A 26,117-nucleotide genomic window follows, 5' to 3' on the forward strand; every position below is an offset into this window, starting at 1 on the left:
TTTTTTCTACAAACGAAACTGAAAAATCAAGGTACCATACGTATGATTTTGCGCTTTTTCTGTTCGTTTAGTAGTTGTATTAAACACATACTGCATAGAAAACCCTTTACCTAACCAACCTACTCCCAACTTACAAAACAACATATTTCTACTAGGGTCGCGGGTTAATGGCGCATCATTATTCCACACACTCCCTTGCAACAAAGCATCGTACCCTACCAACCTATAATCTGCCCCTACCATTAAAAACCATTTAGGCGTAGTAGGCATCAAATATTCTTTATAACTTATATTATATAAACCCGTAAGTCCGGTTTCTAGATACACATCCTTTGTACCTACAACAGTTTTAGAAGTCCACAACACACTAGGATTCCACAAGTATCCATACCCAAACTCCACATTCCCCATCAACCCTGAAGGAATTTGATCTATCCATAACGGGTTTTCAGAAACCCCAGCAAAATCATGAAACCCTTGATGCAATTCCTTAGCCCTTGAAGCCTCACCTGTTACACCTAACGCTATCCCATATAACCAAACATTCTTTTCACTTATCTTATTAATTTTCAAACCTGTAGCCAACCATCCAGCAAACGGACGATCATACCCTCTCAGGTATTCGCTGTTAGGATATAGTGGCACATACATCTGATGTTTAATATCTGCATTTATAAATAAATTTTCTCCGGGTTGTGCGTGCCACCATAAAAAATTAGAAGCACTTTGTCTGTAGGCTAAAAAAAGTCCGGATGTGTAATAATTATCCTCATCATAAGGTGCTAACACATCATTATCTATTTGTAACTGAATAAGTCTGGTATCATTTGTTGTTTGTGCATTCAAAATGTAAACAGACAAACAAAAGACCACTATGATTGATCTCAAAACATTCTTTTGTGTAAATATATCAAAATAAAAACGTTATATACCGCAACTGACACCTTGTCACATCACAAATTTAAACCTATATTTGCGTTTTATTTTGTGCGCATTTATATGGAGAAGATTATTGACGAAAACAAGCAAGGAAACAGTTTGGTACTAGACCAAAACACAGGTAACAGCCGTAAACTATACATTGAAAGTTATGGTTGCCAAATGAACTTTTCAGATAGCGAAATTGTAGCATCAATTTTATCTAAAGAAGGCTTCAACACCACTCAGAACATGGAAGAAGCCGATCTTGTATTGGTAAACACCTGCTCTATTAGAGAAAAAGCTGAGCAAACTGTTAGAAAAAGACTTGAAAAATTTAATGCCGTTAAACGCATTAACCCAAATATGAAAGTTGGTGTTTTAGGCTGTATGGCAGAACGCCTTAAAAGTAAATTTCTTGAAGAAGAAAAAATTGTAGATATGGTTGTAGGCCCAGATGCCTATAAAGATTTACCTAACCTTATTCAAGAAATAGAAGATGGTAGAAATGCTGTTAACGTAATTCTTTCTAAAGAAGAAACCTACGGAGACATTGCACCCGTACGTTTAAATAGTAATGGGGTTACTGCTTTTGTTTCTATTACCAGAGGGTGCGATAATATGTGTACGTTTTGCGTGGTACCTTTTACTAGAGGACGTGAGCGTAGCCGTGATCCGCATTCTATTTTAGAAGAAGTAAAAGAACTAGTAGACAAAGGGTTTAAAGAAATTACGTTACTAGGTCAAAATGTAGATAGTTACCTTTGGTATGGTGGCGGACTTAAAAAAGATTTTGAAAAAGCTACCGATATGCAAAAGGCTACTGCAGTTAATTTTGCAAACCTTCTTGAAATGGTAGCCACGGCACACCCTAAATTACGTATTCGTTTCTCTACCTCTAACCCACAAGACATGACATTAGATGTTATTGAAGCTATGGCTAAACACAATAACATTTGTAAATACATACACTTACCGGTACAAAGTGGTAGTAACCGAATCTTAAAAGAGATGAACCGTTTACATACACGTGAGGAATATTTTGAGCTTATTGATAACATTAAAAAAATTATTCCTGAATGTGCTATCTCTCAAGATATGATTGCCGGTTTCCCTACAGAAACGGAAGAAGATCACCAAGACACCTTAAGCTTAATGGAATATGTAAAGTACGACTTTGGTTTTATGTTTGCCTATTCTGAAAGACCAGGTACTCTTGCAGAACGTAAAATGGAAGATGATGTACCAGAAGATGTAAAGAAAAGACGTCTTACTGAAATCATCAACTTACAACAAAACCATGCCTTGTTGCGTACCCAAGCGCACGTGGGTAAAACAGAAGAAGTTTTAATTGAAGGAACTTCTAAAAAATCGGAAGATCATTGGATGGGTAGAAATACACAAAACACTGTAGTTGTTTTCCCTAAAGAACACTATAAAATAGGCGATTTTGTAAACGTTAAAATTAATGATTGTACTGCTGCCACCTTAATTGGTGAAGCAGTTGGGTATTCTGAAAGCAATTAAATAAATTTATAGAAGCAGCTTTAAATTTAAGCAGAGAAGAAAAAATGGAATTGAATAAAGCTTAAAGAACACAAAAAAAGAAAAAGAAAAAATGGAATCAGTTCAAGCTATAAAACAACGTTTCGGTATTATCGGTAACGACCTAAAACTAAACAGGGCTCTTGAAAAAGCAATTCAAGTAGCCCCTACAGATATTTCGGTATTGGTAACAGGAGAAAGTGGAGTTGGTAAAGAAGCGGTTCCTAAAATTATACACTCGTTATCGCACCGTAAACATGGTAAATTTATTGCCGTTAACTGTGGTGCTATTCCAGAGGGTACTATTGACTCAGAATTATTCGGACACGAAAAAGGCGCTTTTACAGGTGCCACACAAACCCGTAGTGGATACTTTGAAGAAGCCGATGGTGGTACCATATTTTTAGATGAAGTAGGTGAATTACCTTTAACTACCCAAGTACGTTTATTAAGAGTTTTAGAAAATGGAGAATTCATTAAAGTAGGTTCTTCTAAAGTTCAAAAAACCAATGTACGTATTGTTGCTGCTACCAATGTAAAAATGATAGAAGCCATAGAAAAAGGGAAGTTTAGAGAAGATTTATACTACCGTCTTAGTACCGTAGAAATACATTTGCCGCCTTTAAGAGACCGAGCAGAAGATATTCATTTATTATTTAGAAAGTTTGCAGCAGATTTTGCTCAAAAATATAAAATGCCTACCATTAGGCTTACTCCAGATGCGGTACAGTTATTGTTAAAGTACCGATGGAGCGGAAATATTAGACAATTAAGAAATATTGCTGAACAAATTTCTGTTTTAGAACAAGAACGTACCATTTCAGCAGAAACATTACGTTCTTATTTACCAGATGCTACCAGTAATTTACCTGCCGTAGTAGGAAACAAGAAAGCAGAAAGTGATTTTAGCAATGAACGTGAAATATTATATAAGGTGTTGTTTGATATGAAAAGCGACCTTAACGACCTTAAAAAGCTAACCATGGAGCTTATGCAAAATGGCAATAGCCAAAAGGTACAAGAGGAAAATCAATCCCTTATTAACAAGATTTACAGAGAAGAACCAACAGACGCAGAGTTTACAGAAGACAACAATGAGGTAGAGGAAGATTATGGATATTTACAATTGCCATCTCACCAACATGTTACTCCTGCAACAGCAGAAGACAAGTATCACTTTGCAGAAGAAATTGAAGAAGAAGAAACGCTTTCGCTACAAGACAAAGAACTAGAGTTAATTAAAAAAGCTCTAGAACGCAATAATGGAAAACGAAAAAATGCCGCAGCAGAATTAGGGATCTCTGAGAGAACATTATACAGAAAAATTAAACAATACAATCTTTAGGAAAAGTTTATATCATGAAAAAATTAAGCGCTATTCTAAGCATTTGCATATTAGCCATAACCTTTACAGGCTGTGGCCCATATAGTTTTACAGGAATTAGCACCAATGCAGAAAGTTTTCAGGTAAACTTTTTTCAAAATGTGGCTCCTATTATTGTACCAGGACTAGATAGAGATTTTACCAATGCATTGCAAGACTTGATTATGAACCAAACCAGTCTTGAATTAAAATCGCAAAATGCACAATTAATATATGAAGGTGAAATAACAGAATGGAGCGTAACACCTATGAGTGCCACCGCCAACCAAACGGCTGCTCAAAACCGATTAACGGTGGGTGTAAACGTACGATTTATAAACACGCTAGACTCTGAGAAAGATTTTGAACGAAAGTTCTCTTTCTACTACGATTTTCCGGCTACAACACAGGTTAACGCCGTGGAAGATGCAGCTTACGAAGAAATTTTTGAACGTATAACGCAAGATATTATTAATGCCTCTTTAGCAGACTGGTAATAGATTATGAATGTAACCAACTTTACATACCTATTAAAAAATCCGGATACTATTACTACTGAACAAACCAAAGAGTTAGACAGTATTATAAAAGAGCATCCGTATTTTCAGGCAGCAAGAGTTCTACAATTATATGGGTTATACAAACAGAATAGTTTATACTACAATAAAAACCTGAAACTAGCCGCAGCGGCTACAACCGACAGGCAAATTCTTTTTGAATTTATAAATACACCTCAGTTCTCGCAACATTCAGTTTCTAAAGAAATTACGCAACAACAATCTAAACTAAAGGAGATCAGTGTAATTGCCGATGAAATAAGGGCACATAAAGAAACTTTTACGAATAAAGATTATGAGGATGCTGAGCTCATTTTAAATGAAGATACATTTCAGCCAAAAGAGCAAACAGAAACTGTTGCTGAAGAAGTGTACCCACATCAAGAAGCACACAAACCCGCTAGTATTTCAGAAATGCACTCGTTTGCAGAATGGTTACGCCTTACCAGCGTTAAAGTTATAGACAGGTCTGCAGAAGATTCTGTTGTAAAAAGCATAGAACACGCGGAAGAAGAAACGCAACAGCTACCAGACGATAAAAAAGAAAAATTTGATTTAATAGATAAGTTTTTAGAGACTTCACCTAAGATTGTACCGGTGAGAGACCCTATAAACACTAAGAATTTAGCCAAAGATGCTACCTCCGAAACACCACAGTTAATGACCGAAACATTAGCTAAGGTATACGTTACTCAAAAGAAATATAAAAAAGCCTTGAAAGCTTATGAGATTTTAATTTTGAAATATCCGGAAAAAAGTAGTTTATTTGCACACCAAATCGAAGAGATAAAGAAATTAAAACAAAATAATTAATTCATTTTAATATGGATCCGTACGTAATATATTTAACAGGTATTCTTTTAGTTAGCTTTTTACTAATTATAGTAGTAATGGTACAAAACCCAAAAGGTGGCGGATTATCTTCTACTTTTGGTGGTGGTGCCAACCAAATTGGTGGTGTTAAGAAAACTGGAGATTTCTTAGAAAAAAGTACCTGGTTTTTAGCAACTGTATTAGTAGCTTTAATTTTATTAGCAAACACTACATTAGGAGGAAGCTCTACTGATGCTAAAATTTTACAAGGAACAGAACAACAAGACAACTTACCTGCAGATGGTGGTTTACCAGCAGATACACCTGCTACTACTCCTACTGACAACGCTCAGTAAGTAATTGTTAAAAATACATATCAAAAAATGCCAGCTTGTCATAAAGCTGGCATTTTTTTTGGCTCCTTGACATAATTACCCCTGTTGGCATAATTTCTGTCTATTAGAGAGCAATGAATTTTTCAAATAAAAACTAAAAATTAAATAGTATTATAAAAATGGCTAACGTAAACATTAAACCGCTTGCAGACCGTGTTCTGGTTGAGCCGGCTCCTGCTGAAACAACTACCGCTTCAGGTATTATTATTCCAGACACTGCAAAAGAGAAACCTCAAAAAGGTACAGTAGTAGCAGTTGGTCCTGGTAAAACCGACGAACCTATGACAGTTAAAGTTGGTGATACGGTTTTATATGGTAAGTATTCTGGCACTGAGCTAAAGTTAGAAGGTACAGATTACCTTATCATGCGCGAAAGTGACATTTTAGCAATTATTTAATTAACCAAAAAGAAAAAAGAAAAATGGCAAAAGACATTAAATTTGATATTGAAGCTAGAGACGGACTAAAACGTGGTGTAGACGCCTTAGCAAATGCTGTAAAAGTAACTTTAGGTCCTAAAGGGCGTAATGTTATTATTGGAAAATCTTTCGGTGCTCCTCATGTAACTAAAGATGGGGTTTCTGTTGCTAAAGAAATTGAATTAGAAGATGCCCTTGAAAACATGGGTGCACAAATGGTAAAAGAAGTTGCTTCTAAAACCAACGATCTTGCTGGTGACGGTACTACTACAGCTACTGTTTTAGCACAAGCCATTGTAAAAGAAGGTTTGAAAAACGTTGCTGCAGGTGCTAACCCAATGGACCTTAAAAGAGGTATAGATAAAGCCGTAGAAGCTATTGTAGCCGACTTACAATCACAAGCTGAAAAAGTAGGTGATAGCTCTGAAAAAATTAAGCAAGTTGCTTCTATTTCTGCGAATAACGATATAACTATTGGTGAGTTAATTGCTACTGCTTTTGGTAAAGTAGGCAAAGAAGGAGTTATTACCGTTGAAGAAGCAAAAGGTACAGATACATATGTAGATGTAGTAGAAGGTATGCAGTTTGATAGAGGTTACCTTTCTCCTTACTTTGTTACAGATACAGATAAGATGATTGCTGAATTAGACAGCCCTTATATCTTATTATTTGATAAAAAAATATCTAATCTTCAAGAGATTCTTCCAATCTTAGAGCCAGTTGCTCAATCTGGAAGACCTTTATTAATTATTGCTGAAGACGTAGACGGACAAGCATTAGCTACGTTAGTAGTAAACAAACTTAGAGGTGGATTAAAAATTGCTGCTGTGAAAGCTCCTGGTTTTGGAGACAGAAGAAAAGCAATGTTAGAAGATATTGCTATTTTAACTGGTGGTACTGTAATCTCTGAAGAAAGAGGATTCTCTTTAGAAAATGCTTCTTTAGATATGCTTGGTACTGCAGAAACTGTTACCATTGATAAAGACAATACTACTATTGTAAATGGTAGCGGAGATGCTGATAATATTAAAGCAAGAGTAGCACAAATTAAATCTCAGATTGAAACAACTACTTCTGAGTACGATAAAGAAAAACTTCAAGAACGTTTAGCTAAATTAGCTGGTGGTGTTGCTGTATTATATGTAGGAGCACCCTCTGAAGTAGAAATGAAAGAGAAAAAAGACCGTGTAGATGATGCTTTACACGCAACAAGAGCTGCTGTAGAAGAAGGTATTGTTGCTGGTGGTGGTGTTGCTTTAGTGAGAGCTAAAGCTGCTTTAAACACTGTTGAAGGTGCAAATGCTGATGAGGCAACTGGTATTCAGATTGTAAATAAAGCTATTGAATCTCCACTTAGAACGATTGTAGAAAATGCAGGTGGTGAAGGTTCTGTAGTTATTTCTAAAGTATTAGAGGGTGAAAAAGACTTCGGATACGATGCGAAATCATCTGAATATGTAGATATGCTTAAAGCAGGTATTATTGACCCTAAAAAAGTAACACGTGTTGCTTTAGAAAATGCAGCTTCAGTATCAGGAATGATCTTAACTACTGAATGCTCATTAACAGATATTAAAGAAGAAGGCGGAATGCAAGCACCTCCAATGGGTGGTGGTATGCCTGGAATGATGTAATCATTCTCCTAAAAATACTAAAAAGGGAACCAAATGGTTCCCTTTTTTTATGGACTCCAATTTTTTCGTTGACTTCATTATGATAATAAACCCTCCGTAAGCCATTAGTGAGTTGCTGAATCTAGTTCAGCATGACGAAGAGAACAATCATGTTAACTGAATTACCAGATGAACGTCACCCTGAACGTGATTCAGGGTCTCATAGGAGTAAGTTAAACTAGCCTAGCCGTCAGGTAGAGTGATTTAACGTGGGGAAACTATATTGAGACCAAAGGCGGTGGGGTTAGGGACTTTAAGCCACTTGTGAGTTGCTGAAATCGAAGATTCAACGTAGTTAATCCAGTTCAGTAAAACGAAGAGAAAAATCATGTTAACTGAATTACCAGATACACGTCACCCTAAACTGGATTCAGGGTCTCATATGAGTGAGTTAAACTAGCCTAACCGTCAGGTAGAGTGATTTAATTTAGGTAAACTCTATCGAGACCAAAGGCGATGGGGTTACACAAACCACACCAGCGAAAAGTAACATCTTTCAACTACATAATTCATAAGAGTGAGCATTCCCTTTTAAGGGTTAAAAGGCCTTGAGCCACTTGTGAGTTGCTGAATCCAGTTCAGCATGACGAAGAGAACAATTCAGAAACATATTTCATACATTTACTATATTAAACACAAACACATTATGAAACATATAATAATAGCAGCGTGTTTAGCTGTTGCACTATCCGGATGTAAACAAGAAACCATTGTAAAGGAAATAGAGGTAGAACAAAACAAAAATGAATATAACGTTCAAGCCGTATTGTGGCAGCAGCATGCAGCAGAAAACGATGCATTATACTACCAAGGCTACAACACAGCCAAACTACAACTAGATGCCGCTTTAGAAAATATTCTTTCTTATAAAAAAACACTTGCCATTATTACCGACATTGATGAAACCGTGTTAGATAATAGTCCGTACAACGCTAAATTAATCAAAGACGACCTTAGCTATACCAAGGAAAGCTGGAATGAGTGGTGCCAGCTTGCACAAGCAAAACCCCTACCTGGTGCTGTTTCTTTTTTAAACTATGCAGCATCTAAAGGAGTAGTTATTTTTTATATTACCAATAGAAGCACCGAAGTAAAAGAGGTTACGCTTAAAAACCTTCAAAAATATAATTTTCCCTTTGCAGATGCTTCTCACATACAACTTAAAGAAGATATGAGCAACAAAGAACCTCGTAGACAAAAGATACTGGACGATTATGAAGTAATACTATATATGGGAGATAATCTTGCAGATTTTGCGGATGTTTTTGATGGGAATGATAGAAACCTAAAAGCAGCAGAGTTAGCGGCTAATTTTGGAACAAAATTTATCGTTTTTCCCAATCCAATGTATGGTGACTGGGAAAGTAAAGGAATCTTTGAAGGTAACATGGGTGGTACACCAATGGTCATAGATTCTGTTAGAAAATCTAAATTGGAGGGATACTAATATCCCTCCATAAAATCTATTTAAAACCTCAGTAGAAGTAGCACTTCCCTTCGGGATCAAGGCAACACTCAGCTACTAATGAGATGCTGAAATCGGAGATTCAACGTAGTTAAACAAGTTCAGAATGACGAAGTTTACAATTATGTTCATAGAATCACCAAAACCGCGTCACCCTGAACTTGATTCAGGGTCTCATCCGAGTAAGCCATAACCAAAACCTCAAACTAATATAACCATTCAAGTGAGAGTTCTCCTCATCGGGGGTTAGGGACTTTGAGCTACTTGTGCGATTCTGAAACAAGTTCAGAATGACGAAGTTTACAATTATGTTCATAGAATCACCAAAACCACGTCACCCTGAACTTGATTCAGGGTCACATCCCAGTAAGCCACAATCAAAACTTAAAACCAAATAAAACCATTAGAGTGAGAGTTCCCCCTTGGGAGTTAGGAGCTTTGAGCCACTTGTGAGATGCTAAATCGGAGATTCAACGGAGTTAATCAAGTTCAGCATGACGGAACAAGCTACATAAAATTCACTATTGGGCTTTTATTTCCAATTGCGTACCCTTAACCCAATGCTTATGCTCACTTTCATAATATACATAAGCAGAACTAGCAGGTGCATTATAACTTCCTGGCACCAAAGTTTTAAGATCTAACGATACCTGCTTTATTTCAGCACTACCAAACTCCTTCCAATACAACACTAAATAGTTATCAAAAACCTCTACATAATCTGCCTTTTGTTTTTCTGTAAGTTCTCTCAATTGCCATGGTTCTATTTGAGTTCCACTAGGTATACCTATCATAGCGGTCACCATAGGCAACGGTTCTTTCGTTGTATTTTCAACAGCGACCTCCATACGCACACTTTCCCCTATTTTACTAACTTCACTTGCCAAAGTTGTAGTTACTGCTACTTTACATTGGTTAGCACTATCTGGCACCGTTGTATCCCATCGTACTAACAATTGATAAGGAAATACCTGAGTAGTATCTGCAAAGCTTACCTTTACATCTTGCTTACCAGCCAATATATATTCTTCTAAATTTTCAATTACTATTTTACCGTTATTATTAGCTTTTAACGTTCTGGTAAAACTAGCACCATTGATTAAAAGTGTAACCGCATTAGCTGTAAGTAGTTTTTCTTTTTGAGTTTTAGTGTATGCAATCAGCGCCTTTAATGCCATACTAGTAGCTTGAGTAGATCCAAAACCACCATAGGAACGTTTGGAAGCAATGTAATTAACCCCATCACTTACTAAATATTCATTCCCTTCTTCTTTCAACAACGCCATTACCATAAAAGCAGCTGTTTCAACATTTTTACTTTTACCATAAGAACGTGTTATAGTACTTTCTACAGGTAATTTTTCAAAACCATACGTAGCAACCATATCTTTCAATCGTTTCATTAATAGCTTATGATGTGTTGCTTTATGTAAATTACCACTAGCACAAACTAGTAAGGCTAAACGGTAAGCATCATTACTATCTATTACTTCTTGTACTGCCGTATTATATTGTAACTCATAAGCTGAAAGTGGCACTCCACTTTCACTTAACGCATAGACTATATAGGCATTATTCACAAGGTACGGAGCTGCCGAGAAACCATATTTTCCTTTGTTTTGTTCAAAGCCTCCCATTTCATCTTTTCTACTTAGTAAAAATTTCTTGGTACGCTCTAACATTCTAGCATCAACCCCATCATACACATTTTGCATTTCTGTAAACTCCATCAATCCGTAAGCTGAAAGTGCCTCATGCGGAGGTGTATGTCCGAACCACTCAAAACCATTTTCAGCAGTTTCATAACCCGCCAGTTTCTTGTATCCTTGTTTGATATACTTCATGGCTTTCTTTTCAAGATCAGGGTTACTCTTGCCTGTTTCTCTTAAATATTGTAACACCAACACATTAGGGTACGTACTTGCTGAAACCTGTTCAAAACAGCCGTGAGGTTCTCTTATAATATTATCTATACCATCCATTACAGTACCAACCACATCAGTATATAAAGAAAACTCTGCCAAAACGCTTCCTTCAACAACATTCTGCATGTCGAATTGAAAATGCTTATTATCACTACCGGCTAACGTTGCATGTTTAGGGAAATAAGAACTTATAGTAGTAAATTCTTCTTTTACAAGGTCAGTATATCCATTAGCTTCTACAGCAACTTCAATAGTTTGTTTGTAAGCCCTTTTAGTAGGTACTACAGGAAGGTTTGTAATCACATACCCATTTGCAGGTATGGTAATTACTTCTTCCGGACAATTAAACGAGGCTAAAGAATGAGGTAGCATAAAACTAACATTGGCTTTCATAATACTATCAGTATTATTGACTATGGTAATAGGAATTTGCACTGTATCATTTACAGCCATATAGTTAGGCACCGTGAGTGTTGTTTGTAACGTATTCTTTGTAGCAAATTCTGCAATATTTCTAACAGGTATACCATTATACGCCATGCCTTCGGCTGTAATTACAAAAGAAGAGATTGCATCAGAAGTATAAAACTCAAAAGAAGCATTTCCATTTTCATCGGTTTGCACCACCGGATTCCAATATAGCGTATTTCTAAAATCGGTACGTGTGTTAGGTAACTCATCATCTACATAGTGCGGTGCCTCAAAATATTTTGGTTGGTACAGTTGTGGCTGCTGAAAGTAAAAGGTACTTGCAGTATAGTTTTTATAGCGTTTGCTATGAAACCTTTTACGATTATAATACCCTGTATTTCCTTTTAAGGATATATTCACCACACCGCCACCGGCTTGAGAACCATATAGTCGAACCGCTTCTGAGCCTTTAATAATTGTTATAGATTTAATAGCATCTGGATCAATATCATTTAACCCTGAAATATTATTATAAACAACCCCGTCCACAACAAATAAAGTTGGTGAATTTAAAGACATACTTTGGTTCCCTCTGATAGCTATCATCTTTTTAGAGTTTACATCACCAAGCGCACCACTAATTTGTAAACCAGCAACTTTACCTTGTAGTAAAGAAGTTAGCTCGCTAGAAGTATTACTAACCCCATATCCTACAACAACTACAGAGGATGCTGTTAATTCACCTCTACTTATTCCCATTGCTCCCGTAACTACTACCTCATCCAAACTTTTACCATCTGTCTCTAATGCACCTATTAATTTTCCATTTGAGAGAGTTACCTCTTCTTTTATAGATGATTTATTAGGTTTCAAAGCACTTTTATATTTAACGGACTCATATTTTAAGTTGCTACTATCTGGTACTATTTGTGTATCGTTTCCCTTTATAAACTTACCTCTTTTTATAAAAACCTTCACTCCTTTGTCTGTATACGCTAATAGTATCATCTTACCAGTAGCATTAGGTTTCAACTGAAAACTACCATCTACATTCGTTTTCATTTTTATTACCTTTTCTTGGGAAGCATCAAACAATAAAAGATGACTTTCTACTCCGTTTCCTTTTTTGTCAACCACTTTTCCATACTGTACATCTTTTGTAACTGGTTTAAACGCTGCAGAACTAATATGAATACTATTTTGAATATAACTACGCCATCCATGCGTTAACATTACATAATTTAACGCCTTATGTGCTTTTAGCTCTTGAGCATCAAAATAGAAAGAAGGTTTATATATTTTACCTTGTAATTCTGATGAGAGTAAGAGATATGAAGCTATATTATCTTGCTTATCATCGGCATAAGATACTAGTTTATTATCTGCTACACTTACTGATAAATTAGATGGAATTGGATTATTTAAACTATCGGCGGTATGAATTTTAACCAACACTTTTTCACGTGTTTTATAAATCCTTTTTTGAAGCGAAACGCTCACCTTTATTTGGTTAGGTTTGTTGTTAAAAAGCAAGCGCTCCGCAACTATATTTTCATTAACATCCTTTAGCGATATTTTTATGATGCCTTCTGGTAATTCATTCTTTTTAATATGATATACCGCTCTATTTCTATTTAACTTGATCTTTTTTGTTTGCAAATCTTCATAAGACGAAGCTACAGCCACAACCAGTTGTTTATCTAGATTAGAATACACTTCCATTTCATACTTTTCATCAGTTTCTGTTATGTGAAATTTGGTTCCACTGACCAAGATATTAGGTAATGCTATCAACGAATCTGACTGAAATGGAGCCGTTATTTTTGCATAGTATGCGGTTGTTTTTGAAGTTAAGTCAAAACTCCCCATACCATCATGAAAACTTTCAAATTGAGTTACTACGTTACCTGCACTATCTAGTATACTTCCCGAAACATCTGCTGGTTTACCAAACTCATTTACAGCTTTAAACGCAATAGTATTCTTTACACCTACGATGGCATTACCACTTTCGGGCATAAATTGTATATCTATATTGTTCAATGTAACAGGCACACTACGGTTAATAGCTTCTACTTTTCCATTATGCAGCAATTGCACATTTAGTAAAACATCAGTAGTATTTAAACCTTCAGGTAAATTAAATGTAATAGATGCTTCTCCTTTTAAATTTGTTTTTACCGCACCCTTATAATGAGACTGTCCTGCTACGTTTATACTATAAGACACATCTGCTTGAGATAACACCTTGTTTTCTAAATCTTTTGCTTCAAAATCAGCCGTTACCTCTTGCCCTTTTCCATAGGCTTTTTTCTCAAACTCTAGCTTTAATAATACATTAGGACTTACCACTTTCTGAATTACAATTTCCTTTTCAAAAAAAGAATCCTTACCATAATTACGCATCCAATTAGTGTACATTCGAACTTTGTAAACTCCACCAACAAAATTTGGACTAATATAGAAATCACCATAAGTGTATCCTTGTTGAATTCCTAATTCTAGTCTTTGAACAACGTTACCCTTAGGGGAAATTAACTCTGCCGTCATTTGATCGCTCAACGTGGTTATAGTACCCTTAGCATTGGTTACATAAGACTTAAACCAAATAGTCTCACCAGGAAAATATAAAGGTCTATCTGTTTGCGTATATATCTTTTCTAATAAATTATGAGGTTTTGGGTCGTTATTCTTAAAAGCACAAATAAAAACCACTAAAAGGGCTATGGCGAATTTTTTGATTGACATGATACTAAATTTTAAGGTTAAGTTTTAATCCTACTTCTTTTAGCAAGGGCATATTAAAATAATGCAAACCACTACCAGAGGCAGTATTAAATAGTGAGGTATATGGCGCTACTCCTTTGGTTTTGGTAACACACCAGATATTATGGGCATAAACACTTATTTCTAAATCTCTAAACAAACTATCTGTTTTATTATCAAACATTCTATAAGTAAAACTAACTGCCTTAAGGTTTAAAAAAGAAGCATCTTTAATAGCATCCTCTGCTACACCTGAATAGCCATAACGTACCCAACGATTCTCATATAAATTATCATTCGCACTAGCAAAAGAAACTGCTGTGGTATTTAAATCTCCAGCTGTTGTTACTCCAGGAAATACGTAATTATGTACTCCTCTTAAATCTCCAGACTCCCTAGATCTACCTAAATAGTTAAGCATATTATTAGTACCATTCCAGACATCGCCTCCTTGTTGCCAATCGAACAAGACATTAAGCGTAAACTTATTGCTACTTATTTCTAGAGTACTTTCAAAAGCTACATTAAAATCTGGTGTAGTATTTCCTATAATAGTAGGCTCTTGCGCTACTATAGGGTAACCACTATCTCCTATTATTAAACTACCCGATGTATCACGTACATATGAAGATCCTACAATACTACCAATTTGTTCTCCCTCAATTAAGTTCTTAGACACATCTGAAAATCCTGCGATTGCAACTGACTTTTGAGTGCCATATAATTGCTCTACTATCGCCTTCTGTTTAGAAAAAATGAACTTGGGTACATACAACACAGAACTATAATCCCCTATAGATCCTTGCAATGCAATTTCAAAACCTCTATTATTAATATCCGCAATATTTTGTAATTGAAAACCTTCGGTAGTAGCAATGGGAAATACAACGTCTTTGTTATGCTCTTTATAATATGTAAAATCAAGATTTATTTTGTTGTTAAATAAGTCTACTGACATACCAAAATCTGTTCTTAAGTTAGTTTCAAAATCAATAGCTTCATTCAAGAACAAATCATTAACAGCCTTATAGGAAGTAGCTTCTTCTACAGAAAGGTTTAGACTATTATGACTCTGATTGCCATAATACAAGGGCATTTCTGAAACACCTTTACTGGCTGCAACTTCAACTCTTATACTATTAATCCAATCCCAATAATCAAAGTATCTTTTTTCAAATACAATTTTACCAAATGGTAAAAATACTTCAGTGCCTTGATAAGCTGACCATGTTGCATTATTCCCTAATCTGAAAGAAAGGTCTATTTCTCTTAATTCTAAACCAACTTCATTTCTAAACCTCAATACACTATTTTGCAAATCTTCAACGGCTACTATAGATATAACATCATAGATTTCATTTCTTAAGTAGTTGAGTTTGTTAAAGCTATAATCCAGTTCAGAAATCACATTAAGTCGATTCCAATCGATTCCAACTTCTGTCTCTAAATCAAATAAAAAGTTTGCTCTAAAATCTTTTGTTTTAAATCTTTTATCATATTGGTAGCCTTCTAGATACCCTATTGTTTGAAGAGGCAAACCAAATTGCTCTTTATAGTCTCCTTGCTGATAAGACACTTGCCCCGTTAACTTTATATTTTGTATGCTGTTGTATGTACCCTTTGAACTTAAAACAGCAGAAGTATTAGATACCCCATTACTATTTTGATGCAATAACCATAAAGGATTATTAAAATTTTCAGGACTAAAACTTCGTTGCGCTCCATTTAATAGATATCCTTGATTATTCTGAAAAGTAACGGGTGTTGCAGCATTGGAAAACAGTACATTATTGTAAAACCCATTAATATCTGGTTGATTTAACCTTTCATTGTAGAGCTTTGCAAATACTTCTAAATGATTTTTATAATTATACCTTATTTCTCCATCTTGTATTCGTGATTTTTCAATATCAAATAGATCCTTGTGACTTTTGTTTCTGTACTTAAATCCTAAAGTATTATCATAATTCCCTACAATAAAATGAATACTATTACTAACCACCTTAGTAGTATTTAAAATTTCGTTTTGATAAGGTAAGTGGTTACTACCAGTGCCTAAAGCTATCTGTCCATTAACATCATAAGGATTAGCCTCGTTAGTGAATGTTAAATTAGCTACTGGCGCACCAAAAGAAAAAATCTCATTAGTTTCAGGTCCGTAATACTGATTAACACCGTTTGAAGGTCTCCCTTGTCCATACCGGTTCTGAACCTGTGGTAAGGAGTTCTTATTGGCAAACAACCAAGAAATAGTACCACTATATTCTATCTCATAAGCAAAATCCTCCTTAAAATAATCAAGCAACAGAGAGTCATTCTCCTGATCGATATCTTTAATTTTAGTATACTGAAAATAGTATTGTTTCTTCTTAAAATTAAGTTTCTCCAAACTCTTAGTGTAGTAAATCTCAGAAGAGTCTAACTCCTTCTCTAATGCTTTTGCATAAGCATCTGTTTGAATAAGAACCACAGGTAATTTTATAATACTATATGTACCATTATCAAACATATCTTCAGTTACCGTAACTTCCCATGATTTAAAACCTACATAAGAAAAAACCAATACATCGCCTACATTACATATAATAGAATACTTTCCATCAAAATCAGTCTGGGTTCCTGTTGATTTTCCACTAATCTGAATAGTTGTACCCGGTAAGGGCAAACCATCCGGATCGTTTATAATACCCGAAACTTCTCCGGTTTGTGCCATGGCTTTCAATCCTATCAAAAAAAACAAAAAGCATATCAGGTAATTTATCTTATTGCGCTTCATGAGTTGGTTATTTTCCATAAACCTACTTCAAAAACACATTTATCTCAAGAAGCAGTGAGTAAACACATCATTTCATTTAGTGAAACTATCTATTTCGTAATTAAAATTACTTTTACGGTTATAGACTAAAAAAGGTCCTCAAAGAATGAGAACCTTTTAAATTATAAACTTCCAATTATATATCCCGTACTAAACGCACCAATAAAGATTAAGACTTTATGAAACCATTTATTCTTTTTATCAACCTCACTTTTAGTTTCTAAACCAACTGATAGGTATTCAATATTTGATTCTAAAATTTGGAATCGGAGTTCCTCCAAACGTAACCGTTCTTCTAAAGAATCTATAACAACATCCTGATATTTAATTAATACTGTTTGTACATTACACTGTAATGATAATACATCTACCTTCTGGGCATTCCTAATCGCTTGTTTAGCCTGACTAATTGTTACTGGGATAGTATCTTGTGAATAAGCTTTGTATGCTATCAACATCATGAAGCTTAGTAACCATACTTTCATTATAGCTCTCCAACTTTTGTAAGGAATCTATCTTTAACTCCTGAAATCTGATATTCTCCTTTATACAGGTTACAACAGAATCTTTACGCTTCGCTAGGATATTTAAACTATCCAACTCAGCGTTATTTGACTGTACTTGAGTTTTGATTAATTCATTTAGTTTTTCATTCTTTAACTCAAGACTAGACTTATCCGTAAATAATTGAATGTTAAGTAATACTGATATAACCAGCAATACTAATCCTAGTATCAAAAACTTACTTTCTTTATTCATCAATATACATCAAATATCTCTATGGTAGTTTCCGAAATACCTTCTAAAGAAGCATGAAATGAACCTAATGTATTTCTACTATTGGTTACATCAAAATAACCATCACTATTAATATCCGCTAAATACTCTCCAGGAGCAATACAGCCGTTTAATTGACTCCAATAGTTAGCAGCATGAATTTTACATTCCGACCTATTAGGTACATCCTTTAATTCCCAAAGATCCATATCAAACCTATTGGAATATTCTAATTTTAAAGGATAAACTCCAGTAGGAACACAGCTTATATTCTGCTGGTTGTCTTGCCAACCTCTCTCAATACAAGGATTAATAAATATAGGTTGATTCTCATTATTAAATACAACCAATGTACCTGTTGACTGGTTGGAATCTGACCAGAACCGAAATAGTTTAACTTTTTTCATTTTTTAGCTGTTTTTTAGTGGTTTTAAACTTTTGAACTATATTAAGTGTTTTTTCAATCACATCAAACCCCATGCGCTTAAAATTCTCAAAAACAACCGAATAAAACTCAACAACAATCCAAAAACCAGTCACTATTATCGATAATGAAAATGTTGCACTAGAAAAACTAAAGGTAAAAGATTTAATAAGAAATATCTTTTCTATATAGTATGCCAACAAAATGGTGGCTCCATATAAAAAGAATTTAACACCTGTCATTCTAAGCTTTTCAGAACTTAAGAGTATCTCATTTTTTAACTCTGGATTTAATCTTTGAGCTCTCTTCTTTTCAATAAAACTGGCACATATTCCAGTTATAAAATCTAAAACTATTAAAACCAACAGTAGATGTATGGTTTTTGTGGGAGTTATAAAGTTTGGCATTTCAAAATAATAATTAGAATAAGAATTATAATTTACTTTACTAAGGCTTTCTCCCTATACCATTATTAAAAATAAAATTTACATCTTCTTGATTAAAAATTCTGTGTTTCCAAAATCCTAACTCATCGATATTACCATCTAAATAATTCACAGAACCTCCAATACCTATTTTTAAACCATATTCAGTACTAATTACGCCAGAAAAAGAGTTTGAGTCTAAATAGAATGTAGATAAATCCATTTTTAAGGAATCTATATAAAGCGAAATACCGTTCGGATGTATACTACCATCATAAGTTAAGACCAAATGATACCATTGAGATAAATTTAAAGAAAAGGGAAAGTTAAATCCTATATAATGATTTACATCCATACTCCATAATCGAAATCTCAATTCTCCAGACGACATATAAGAAAACTGAAATTCTAAATTAGTGGTGGTCGTTTGCCTTTTGGAAATTATTTCAAAATTATTTAATGATGATAATCTAATCCAGAAAGATATAGTATATTCTGAGTTTAAAGTAAAATCAGATGACTGGCTCAGTTCTAGATATGATGAGCTATTTCTATTAAAACTCGCAGATTTTCCAGTTCCGACATGATTCAAATCATCAATCATTACATTATTATTAACCTTAACCTCATGATTACCAGTAAAATCTTTAATTAAATTATCATCAAAGCTTAAATAAGCAACTAAATTTCTTTGATATTTACCATTAGCCCTTGCGAAAATATAATTATTAAGCATTATCATCACTTAGTTCTCCTTCCAATATATAAATGTTATCAGTTCCATCCTTAAACAGAGTAGCCATTGCCGTTTCTTTCAGAAATATTCCTTTTGGAGCATCTAACGTGGTTCCACTTGGAGTAAAAAATGCTGAACAACTTGGAAACGACCTAAAAACACAATTAAAATTATCTCTCAAATTATTTGATATTATAATATTTACATTATCCTTAATCTTAACAATACATCCATCATAATTATCTGTTAAAGTAATATCACTTACAATAGTTTTTTGCATAGAATATGATACAAACCCAACCCCATCCTCAGACTCATTAACGGCCAAAATTTTCCCAGCATTACCAGTAAAACTAGTAGGTGTATCATTCAAGGCAGTAAATGATGAATTTGCATTTTCAGTTCTACTTTTTATCCAAAAATTAAACTCATAAATCGTACCGTTCAAATAATCAGGATTATCAATATTTATTGACCATGCCTTAAAATCATTTGAAACTATTTCCGGTGACTCTAAATCAAAATGCTTATTTTCTTCATGTATATAGATTCTATTTCCTATGAAGTTTTCTTCATTGCTTATCGCACTGACAAAGTAATATTGATTTGCATTTGTACACCCTAAAGCAAAATTTGATAGTAACACCAAATCAGATAAATCGGTTGCTAGTTTATCTACAAACATAAACCGATCATAAAATGTTTCTCTAGCTTTTACTGGTGTAGTCGACAAAATAGTACCATTACTATTTTTTAAGTATAAGATCCCATCTTCAAATACTACAGACACACCTTGCCTAACAAAATTATGAGCGTCAATAGTTAGAACTTGATTACCACTAACATCAAAAAATTTGATGCTATCTCCTTCAACATAACCATTAGCTATATTACCAGCAGTATTTATTTCTGTTATTAAAGCATCAACTTGAGCTTGTGTATAATACCGGCTATCATGATTATGCGTACCATTGGCTTTAGTATTTTGTAAATCAATAATTGCTAATCGATTCAACTCTATCTGCTCAGTCGTCAACTCTTCACTGGTACCTTTGGTAAATAATACCTCATGTATCGCATTTATGAGTTCTGTAGCTGTTGCATACACCACACCATCTACAGTTATATCAGACACATGAGTAGTATTAATTAAAAATAATTTACTGTCGTAAATATTGTAAATTCTAATGTGACTATTATCTATGTAAAATGGTAAAAACGTTTTAAAAAAGGTATTACCATTCAAGCTAAACTTACTTGACGAAACATTAATAAAGGTATGTGTCATTTTATAATATAACTTTTAAGACATGCATTCTCTGGTTTACCTTTCACCTCTCTTCCATAACTCGGATAATCTTCCAAGTTTCGTTCAATAAACCTTTCTACATCGTTTAGAAGTATGTGTGCTTCCTTTTGATATTTGTAGTATAAATTTTTCCGTTCCTCAAGAGATACGGGTTCAGAATAATTAGTTTTCTTGATTGTAAAACCATGTGAAGTACTCACGTAATTACATTTAAGTATAAACCGAGCATATACAAAATAGGCTAACACATCTTGAAATCCTCTGAAATAACCAGTATTTCCTTTATACTCATACGCTCCTCCCTCTAATAGCAATTGCCATTGACCTTCATCATTCTTATTCGATATAAGGTCAAAATAAAAAGATTCATCCAACAAAGGTTTTAAATCAAAATCTTGGGCTTCTCTTATAAATACTTCAAATTCCTTTTCTCCATATCCTAATGACACCTGAAGTACTTCCGCTACTTTAGATTTATTGGTTAATAGTTCCATCCTTTAACAATGCGTACTGTTTTATCTTCCAATTATGAGTTGGATTCATATCTTTTTCATAATTGTGAAATAGCTCTGTAAACAGGCGTTCTAATTTCAATCTATCTTTAGCTACTAAAGCATTATAAACAGACTGTGCTTTAACCAGGTCCTCCCCAGAAGTATTTCCTAGTTTACCCGCAACATAATCAATTAATTGAGGTGGAATATTTCTAAAGGCTTTACGAATAAAGTTGCTACTACTACTCTCAAAATGAGCATATTTTTCAGCATTTACGTCGTTCTTTATAGTATCAAACTTAAAATTCCCTATACTCTCTTTTTCATCGTCCCAATCATCTTTTATAATAAGTTTAGAACTGGAATTTTCTACTCCTGACAGCTCTTCTATATTCTTGATAAAAGTACGTTCATCTTCTTCATTTGGAAACTCTCGATGTCGTATATAGGTAATATCTTCAAAACTTCGCTGAACAGTCCCCTTGTAATAAAGCCCCATGTGATATTCTACCTCAGCAAAACTTAAAGCTCTATCTATTAAAGGAACAGGATAGGTGTACTTATGGTTCATTTTAAAAAACCATACTTGTCCTTTGTAATGCTCCCAGCCTCCATCTCTTTCTACTTGAGTTTGTATTATAACTGCATTCGGGTTATAACTATCATACACATCTACCTCATCTGCTTTTAAATATTTCCCCCAACCATTAGGACTTACAACTATTTTTCCGCTATAGTTATCATCATCCTTCTTTCCTACCCTACACAGCTCATAGGGTAACACCTTAAACGAATACTTCTGAAAATTGGCATTATAACCTACCCAAATAAAAGCTCCTTGATGCCTAGCTACACTCTCTCCTATTTGCTCTAACAAATCATTCGGAGTCCTTTTTTCCCAACGTACATCGCTAAGATTCTCGGTTTCTAAATCTTCCTCGAACCCGCTACCTACTAAAAACGATTGATACGTATCTGCACATTGGGCAGCTGTTGGTGACAAATCAATGATATTCTCGGTCATCAATGGTTTTAGATTGTCTTCTCCATTAAAGATAATACCAAACCGTTTGTTATAAATATCTTGCTTTTCCTTTTTGTAAGCCCTTGGTATTCTCGACTTCATAGTTAAGCATTTTTAATGTTGAACTATCACAGATTTATATATTTTCTATATAGCTATCTTGTAACAATGCTATACTAGCTATTAAATCTTTTTTACTCCTTCCTTTTGCTTCGGGAAACAATGCTCTTAACTCAGTCATAGTATAATCTTCCAATACCAAATCATCCTTTGTTCTCGGATCATTATCCTTCTTCTCTTTTAACAAGGTTTCAAGATGATTAGGTAATTTGCTAAAAAGCACCTTTCTATTCGGGTTCTTACGTAAAAAAGCAATTGCTACTTCGTCGGTTAAGTTAGCATTACTATATACTTCATTACTTCCAGGTTTCATTATTATAGACCGTTCCTTTAACAAAAAGCTACAAGTTAAAGTCTGCCCAATACCAGCATTCTTCCTCCCATGTTTTTTAATACGCTTTATATAGCCTGATATTTTTGCCGGACAATTAGTGCATACCTCCCCAAATAAACTTTGGTAGGTTTCAAACACCAACTTCAGGTGCTGTTTTACCAGCACCTCTGAAGTGGTTTGTTGTATAAAGGTTACCGCATCCATTACGGTTCTACATATTCATTAGCGGTTATCCAAGCTTCTGTTTCTTCCAAGGCGGTATCTGCTGTAGCAACAGGCATCATGAAAATCTTTTTACCTGTACTCTCCTCTTCTCCTTCTTGAGTGGCTACAGTAAGTGTTGTAGTTCCACTATTTTCAGAGGCATTCCACGTATCTTCCGTCACTAACATACCCGATTCTAAGCCCAAAATATGATAGCTAAGTTCACCACTTTCTCCAGAATCTACTGTTTTTATAAGTGTACACACTCTACCACCCCCAACTAACTCTTGTATACGATGAGATTCTTCTTCTCCACGATACATTACTGTAAATCCGTCTGTATGAATATATCCATTTCCAAAATCTAAAACAGATAAAGCATGGTTAGCAGTACTAGTTTTATTATTTCCTTCGGCAGGGTATAAATAAGACCCAGCCTTTAATACCAATGCCTCTACTTTGGTTCCTGAGTTTACGGTGGTGGTTGCCACTTTATCTACATCTTCCCAATTGAAGTACCATTTTTTTACAATTCCTTGTTTAGGTTTATGTGCGCATTTGCGCGCAAACATACCCGATAATTTAGCATCACATGTTGCCATTATGTTATATCATTTTTAAAGCCAATCACTATTATTTGAAGTTCAATAGTGCTGGATGAAAAGAATTTTATTCTAAGAAGTATCGGTATGGCCTATGTAGGCATCACAATTTAAAAAGCTGCTTTTAATGCGTACGGATTTACCATTTTAAAATCTAACATATAGTTCCCTTTAATCCAGAAGGTTTCTTCACTTCCACCTATATACTCAAAGGTTAAATTTTCTAATGCGGAAGCATCATCAATACCTACCTGTAAATACTCTTTTTTGGTAAATAAAGCAAAGTGTGGTAAATGAATAGCTGCCGGGTCGCCTACCGTAAAATCGCTCGCTCTCCAACGGTCATAATTCACTAATGGTAAAATCTGTTCTCCATCAATTGATGCCTCTTTAATGCCTTTTAAAGTATCATCTATATTACTTTGAACCCCATAACCATTGGCACGCTTAATCCACTTCGTATAGTTTTTAAACAATCGGTTAGAAGACAGTAGCACATCGCCCTCAAAATCGTACTGATCTGTTATTGCCTCATAAATATCTAAGGCATACTCCGAAGATAGGTTATACTGTTCAGTGACTGTAGCCGCTGCATTTTTATCTAACGATACAAACTTATCAGCAAACTCAGGCAATGTTTTTAAATACTGAAGCGTAGGCAAAAGTCCTTTATCTATGGTATTGTAAAAAGGAGCATAGGTAGCCTCATCAGTTAGTATATCCTGATTTTCAATATCTGCATCGGCCATTAACACCATACGCTGTAAATCTAGTTGCATTGCTTTTACTATTAAATCTTGTAAAAACAAAGCCAACTCGGTTTGCCCTAAATCTTTAACCGCATATCCGTTAGCCAAAGCCCATTGTGTAAAATGCCCCATAAAATCATCGTAACAATAGGATACCTTTACTTCTTGAAGCTTAGGATTCCAAGTTTGTGAAAAAGCAGGAAAGCTAGGCGAAATACCGTCACCTCCACAGCCTTGAGAAGCTGTAGTGATATATTCGAACCCTTTCATGGCAGCAACTTGCTGTCCGCCTTTAATACCTGGTACAATCGTAAAAAAGGAATCTGTTGGCTGATAAAACAAATCGTTTTTTATAATATCTCTAGAATCCTGAATAAATCGTTCATCTGTTGCCAATTCCTGAAACGCGCTCTTTAATTCCATATACGTATTTTAATATTGTCTTGTAAAGACTCCTAAGAAGTATGATAGTATTGAATCTTGGGATTTATTGGTTGCACTAGTAACTCACGTACTGATTAACTCACTCTGATGAGACCCTGAGTCTAGTTCAGGGTGACGTTCTAACAACTGGCAACCATCAACTTTTGACCAGTACTCTAACTCTCTTTCTGGTCTCTAATTTCTTTGACTCTATCTGGGTCATATCTAGAACCGAATTTTGATTTTTTACCTTTATTCGCATCTGAGACATAATTAGGGGCAGTTGTTTTTACCGTTTTGGCTAGATTATTAAACCGTTTTTCAAAAGATGAAGCTACCAATTGCAAAGCATCCTCATGTACTTTTAAATCTTTACGATATTGCTTCTGAAAATTACGTAAAGAAGTAGTCAACTTATTTACACTTTGCATCACCTGTTCAATAGTAGCATCGTCATCAATTGGGTCTTCTTCGGCATCCTTAATTGCCGTAATAACACCTTCTTCAATTACCCAAATACTACCATCTTTTAAGGTAAGTTCTCCATCTGCTATGGGGTTACCAGTTTCGTCAATAACTGCATCTCCTTCTGCTGGTGATTCGGCATCGGTAACCACGGTTACCACCTCGCCAGTAGCAGTAGTTACATCCATGTCAAACTGATGGGTTTTCCCAAATTGTTTTCGCATTTTCTCTAAAAAATTCATGTCAATTCGCTGTTTATATTGCTTAAGATAATCGGCATACCTGCTAAAAAAATCATTTACTATAGCAGGATGGCGTTGAATTACTGAGAATACTGCTGGGTGTTCATCTAAAAACTGAGTCACAGCCACGCCTAAATCGCTTGAATTACTAAAAAGGGTTTCTGTAGCTGCGGGGTCATCTACCAGGTCGCTTGCCAAAAAACTTTGTAATAGGTGTGAGTTATAAGTTTTCCCTTTTACTACCTCCTCAACTTCTTCACTCATTACCACAATAGAGTTACCAAACATATCTGGGTTGTCTGATGCCATATCTAATACATACTCCCACATGCTAATGCCCTTGCCCTCTACAGCTGTCTTCTGGGCTATAGTGTCTAAATGTAAATTGGCTAATACCCTGGCTCCTTTTAATTTAAAACTGTGATACCTACCAATAAAACTACCTAAAGATGTGGCACACATATTAGGATGTCCAAACCTGCATTTTACGCCTTGCTGTTGTGCATTTCCCTGAACTACTAAATCTTTTAAAAACTGTGTATTGAAATAACTACCGTTCTTGTTAGGTCCTTGTTGTACAATGACAACATTTTTAATAATTCCGTTGGTTCTATCTACATTCAAATGAGATTTCCCCGATCTTGTTACGTGTGATTTAAAATGTTGTTTAGGCATTCTTGTTCTTTTTTGATACCCCAAAAATACCACGAGATGTTACCATGTT

22 protein-coding genes are annotated in these 26,117 nt (G+C 34.8%); 8 read left to right on the forward strand and 14 right to left on the reverse strand.

The window, feature by feature from the left end; translation table 11 throughout:
* Positions 1-6: 6 nt before the first annotated feature.
* A complete protein-coding gene (locus Y10_RS00540; protein ID WP_281763403.1) occupies positions 7-888 on the reverse strand; it encodes a lipid A-modifier LpxR family protein in 882 nt (293 codons plus the stop codon).
* A gap of 111 nt (positions 889-999) precedes the next feature.
* Between Y10_RS00540 and miaB the strand changes: the two genes are divergently transcribed.
* The 8 genes from miaB to Y10_RS00580 all read left to right on the forward strand — a co-directional run bounded on the left by miaB (position 1,000) and on the right by Y10_RS00580 (position 9,130).
* Positions 1,000-2,445 (forward strand): tRNA (N6-isopentenyl adenosine(37)-C2)-methylthiotransferase MiaB, encoded by a 1,446-nt coding sequence (gene miaB / locus Y10_RS00545; RefSeq protein WP_281763404.1) that lies wholly within the window; start codon positions 1,000-1,002, stop codon positions 2,443-2,445.
* A 91-nt stretch (positions 2,446-2,536) separates the two neighbouring features.
* Positions 2,537-3,808 carry a sigma-54 interaction domain-containing protein gene (locus Y10_RS00550; protein WP_281763405.1) on the forward strand — a complete coding sequence of 424 codons (1,272 nt, stop codon included), beginning with the start codon at positions 2,537-2,539 and terminating at the stop codon, positions 3,806-3,808.
* 14 nt (positions 3,809-3,822) lie between these two features.
* A complete protein-coding gene (locus Y10_RS00555) occupies positions 3,823-4,323 on the forward strand; it encodes an LptE family protein (protein ID WP_281763406.1) in 501 nt (166 codons plus the stop codon).
* A 6-nt stretch (positions 4,324-4,329) separates the two neighbouring features.
* Positions 4,330-5,196 (forward strand): hypothetical protein, encoded by an 867-nt coding sequence (locus Y10_RS00560; RefSeq protein WP_281763407.1) that lies wholly within the window; start codon positions 4,330-4,332, stop codon positions 5,194-5,196.
* An 11-nt stretch (positions 5,197-5,207) separates the two neighbouring features.
* Positions 5,208-5,552 carry a preprotein translocase subunit SecG gene (secG, locus tag Y10_RS00565; RefSeq protein WP_281763408.1) on the forward strand — a complete coding sequence of 115 codons (345 nt, stop codon included), beginning with the start codon at positions 5,208-5,210 and terminating at the stop codon, positions 5,550-5,552.
* A 158-nt stretch (positions 5,553-5,710) separates the two neighbouring features.
* Positions 5,711-5,989 (forward strand): co-chaperone GroES, encoded by a 279-nt coding sequence (locus tag Y10_RS00570; RefSeq protein ID WP_281763409.1) that lies wholly within the window; start codon positions 5,711-5,713, stop codon positions 5,987-5,989.
* Positions 5,990-6,012: 23 nt separating this feature from the next.
* The gene (gene groL / locus Y10_RS00575; RefSeq protein WP_281763410.1) at positions 6,013-7,644 is read left to right on the forward strand and encodes a chaperonin GroEL; all 1,632 of its coding nucleotides are present in this window, start codon (positions 6,013-6,015) and stop codon (positions 7,642-7,644) included.
* 685 nt (positions 7,645-8,329) lie between these two features.
* Entirely contained in the window at positions 8,330-9,130 is an 801-nt protein-coding gene (locus Y10_RS00580) for a 5'-nucleotidase, lipoprotein e(P4) family (protein ID WP_281763411.1), read from the forward strand.
* A 539-nt stretch (positions 9,131-9,669) separates the two neighbouring features.
* Here the strand turns inward: Y10_RS00580 and Y10_RS00585 are convergent.
* From Y10_RS00585 to Y10_RS00645, 13 genes are all read right to left on the reverse strand, one after another.
* Complete coding sequence (locus Y10_RS00585) at positions 9,670-14,232, reverse strand: MG2 domain-containing protein (RefSeq protein ID WP_281763412.1); 4,563 nt, start codon at positions 14,230-14,232, stop codon at positions 9,670-9,672.
* 4 nt (positions 14,233-14,236) lie between these two features.
* A complete protein-coding gene (locus Y10_RS00590) occupies positions 14,237-16,963 on the reverse strand; it encodes a carboxypeptidase-like regulatory domain-containing protein (RefSeq protein WP_281763413.1) in 2,727 nt (908 codons plus the stop codon).
* 224 nt (positions 16,964-17,187) lie between these two features.
* Positions 17,188-17,550, reverse strand: a complete 363-nt coding sequence (locus Y10_RS00595; protein WP_281763414.1) for a hypothetical protein — start codon at positions 17,548-17,550, stop codon at positions 17,188-17,190.
* A gap of 273 nt (positions 17,551-17,823) precedes the next feature.
* On the reverse strand, positions 17,824-18,249 hold the full coding sequence (locus tag Y10_RS00600; protein ID WP_281763415.1) for a DUF5675 family protein: 426 nt from the start codon (positions 18,247-18,249) through the stop codon (positions 17,824-17,826).
* Positions 18,236-18,673, reverse strand: coding sequence for a phage holin family protein (locus Y10_RS00605; RefSeq protein ID WP_281763416.1), 438 nt, complete (start codon positions 18,671-18,673; stop codon positions 18,236-18,238). Before Y10_RS00605 ends, Y10_RS00600 begins: the two co-directional genes overlap by 14 nt.
* A gap of 40 nt (positions 18,674-18,713) precedes the next feature.
* Complete coding sequence (locus Y10_RS00610) at positions 18,714-19,427, reverse strand: LamG domain-containing protein (RefSeq protein ID WP_281763417.1); 714 nt, start codon at positions 19,425-19,427, stop codon at positions 18,714-18,716.
* A complete protein-coding gene (locus Y10_RS00615) occupies positions 19,420-20,715 on the reverse strand; it encodes a hypothetical protein (protein ID WP_281763418.1) in 1,296 nt (431 codons plus the stop codon). The genes Y10_RS00610 and Y10_RS00615 overlap by 8 nt, the downstream gene beginning before the upstream one ends.
* Positions 20,712-21,230, reverse strand: a complete 519-nt coding sequence (locus tag Y10_RS00620) for a DUF6712 family protein (protein ID WP_281763419.1) — start codon at positions 21,228-21,230, stop codon at positions 20,712-20,714. Before Y10_RS00620 ends, Y10_RS00615 begins: the two co-directional genes overlap by 4 nt.
* Positions 21,211-22,356 carry a hypothetical protein gene (locus Y10_RS00625; RefSeq protein WP_281763420.1) on the reverse strand — a complete coding sequence of 382 codons (1,146 nt, stop codon included), beginning with the start codon at positions 22,354-22,356 and terminating at the stop codon, positions 21,211-21,213. Before Y10_RS00625 ends, Y10_RS00620 begins: the two co-directional genes overlap by 20 nt.
* 34 nt (positions 22,357-22,390) lie before the next feature.
* Entirely contained in the window at positions 22,391-22,912 is a 522-nt protein-coding gene (locus tag Y10_RS00630; protein WP_281763421.1) for a hypothetical protein, read from the reverse strand.
* Complete coding sequence (locus Y10_RS00635; RefSeq protein ID WP_281763422.1) at positions 22,912-23,514, reverse strand: hypothetical protein; 603 nt, start codon at positions 23,512-23,514, stop codon at positions 22,912-22,914. The genes Y10_RS00630 and Y10_RS00635 overlap by 1 nt, the downstream gene beginning before the upstream one ends.
* A gap of 110 nt (positions 23,515-23,624) precedes the next feature.
* Entirely contained in the window at positions 23,625-24,686 is a 1,062-nt protein-coding gene (locus Y10_RS00640; RefSeq protein ID WP_281763423.1) for a hypothetical protein, read from the reverse strand.
* A gap of 176 nt (positions 24,687-24,862) precedes the next feature.
* Positions 24,863-26,068: a hypothetical protein gene (locus Y10_RS00645; protein WP_281763424.1), complete on the reverse strand. Its 1,206-nt coding sequence runs from the start codon at positions 26,066-26,068 to the stop codon at positions 24,863-24,865.
* Positions 26,069-26,117 lie beyond the last annotated feature (49 nt).

It is taken from the genome of Neptunitalea lumnitzerae (genome assembly GCF_027924185.1).
GTDB classification, from domain to species: domain Bacteria; phylum Bacteroidota; class Bacteroidia; order Flavobacteriales; family Flavobacteriaceae; genus Neptunitalea; species Neptunitalea lumnitzerae.

Excerpts from the sequence above, each read along its gene's own strand:
- miaB (WP_281763404.1), top strand. The coding sequence starts at position 1,000 with ATGGAGAAGATTATTGACGAAAACAAGCAAGGAAACAGTTTGGTACTA.
- Y10_RS00550 (WP_281763405.1), top strand. The coding sequence starts at position 2,537 with ATGGAATCAGTTCAAGCTATAAAACAACGTTTCGGTATTATCGGTAAC.
- Y10_RS00555 (WP_281763406.1), top strand. The coding sequence starts at position 3,823 with ATGAAAAAATTAAGCGCTATTCTAAGCATTTGCATATTAGCCATAACC.
- Y10_RS00560 (WP_281763407.1), top strand. The coding sequence starts at position 4,330 with ATGAATGTAACCAACTTTACATACCTATTAAAAAATCCGGATACTATT.
- secG (WP_281763408.1), top strand. The coding sequence starts at position 5,208 with ATGGATCCGTACGTAATATATTTAACAGGTATTCTTTTAGTTAGCTTT.
- Y10_RS00570 (WP_281763409.1), top strand. The coding sequence starts at position 5,711 with ATGGCTAACGTAAACATTAAACCGCTTGCAGACCGTGTTCTGGTTGAG.
- groL (WP_281763410.1), top strand. The coding sequence starts at position 6,013 with ATGGCAAAAGACATTAAATTTGATATTGAAGCTAGAGACGGACTAAAA.
- Y10_RS00580 (WP_281763411.1), top strand. The coding sequence starts at position 8,330 with ATGAAACATATAATAATAGCAGCGTGTTTAGCTGTTGCACTATCCGGA.
- Y10_RS00585 (WP_281763412.1), bottom strand. The coding sequence starts at position 14,232 with ATGTCAATCAAAAAATTCGCCATAGCCCTTTTAGTGGTTTTTATTTGT.
- Y10_RS00590 (WP_281763413.1), bottom strand. The coding sequence starts at position 16,963 with ATGGCACAAACCGGAGAAGTTTCGGGTATTATAAACGATCCGGATGGT.
- Y10_RS00595 (WP_281763414.1), bottom strand. The coding sequence starts at position 17,550 with ATGAAAGTATGGTTACTAAGCTTCATGATGTTGATAGCATACAAAGCT.
- Y10_RS00600 (WP_281763415.1), bottom strand. The coding sequence starts at position 18,249 with ATGAAAAAAGTTAAACTATTTCGGTTCTGGTCAGATTCCAACCAGTCA.
- Y10_RS00605 (WP_281763416.1), bottom strand. The coding sequence starts at position 18,673 with ATGCCAAACTTTATAACTCCCACAAAAACCATACATCTACTGTTGGTT.
- Y10_RS00610 (WP_281763417.1), bottom strand. The coding sequence starts at position 19,427 with ATGCTTAATAATTATATTTTCGCAAGGGCTAATGGTAAATATCAAAGA.
- Y10_RS00615 (WP_281763418.1), bottom strand. The coding sequence starts at position 20,715 with ATGACACATACCTTTATTAATGTTTCGTCAAGTAAGTTTAGCTTGAAT.
- Y10_RS00620 (WP_281763419.1), bottom strand. The coding sequence starts at position 21,230 with ATGGAACTATTAACCAATAAATCTAAAGTAGCGGAAGTACTTCAGGTG.
- Y10_RS00625 (WP_281763420.1), bottom strand. The coding sequence starts at position 22,356 with ATGAAGTCGAGAATACCAAGGGCTTACAAAAAGGAAAAGCAAGATATT.
- Y10_RS00630 (WP_281763421.1), bottom strand. The coding sequence starts at position 22,912 with ATGGATGCGGTAACCTTTATACAACAAACCACTTCAGAGGTGCTGGTA.
- Y10_RS00635 (WP_281763422.1), bottom strand. The coding sequence starts at position 23,514 with ATGGCAACATGTGATGCTAAATTATCGGGTATGTTTGCGCGCAAATGC.
- Y10_RS00640 (WP_281763423.1), bottom strand. The coding sequence starts at position 24,686 with ATGGAATTAAAGAGCGCGTTTCAGGAATTGGCAACAGATGAACGATTT.
- Y10_RS00645 (WP_281763424.1), bottom strand. The coding sequence starts at position 26,068 with ATGCCTAAACAACATTTTAAATCACACGTAACAAGATCGGGGAAATCT.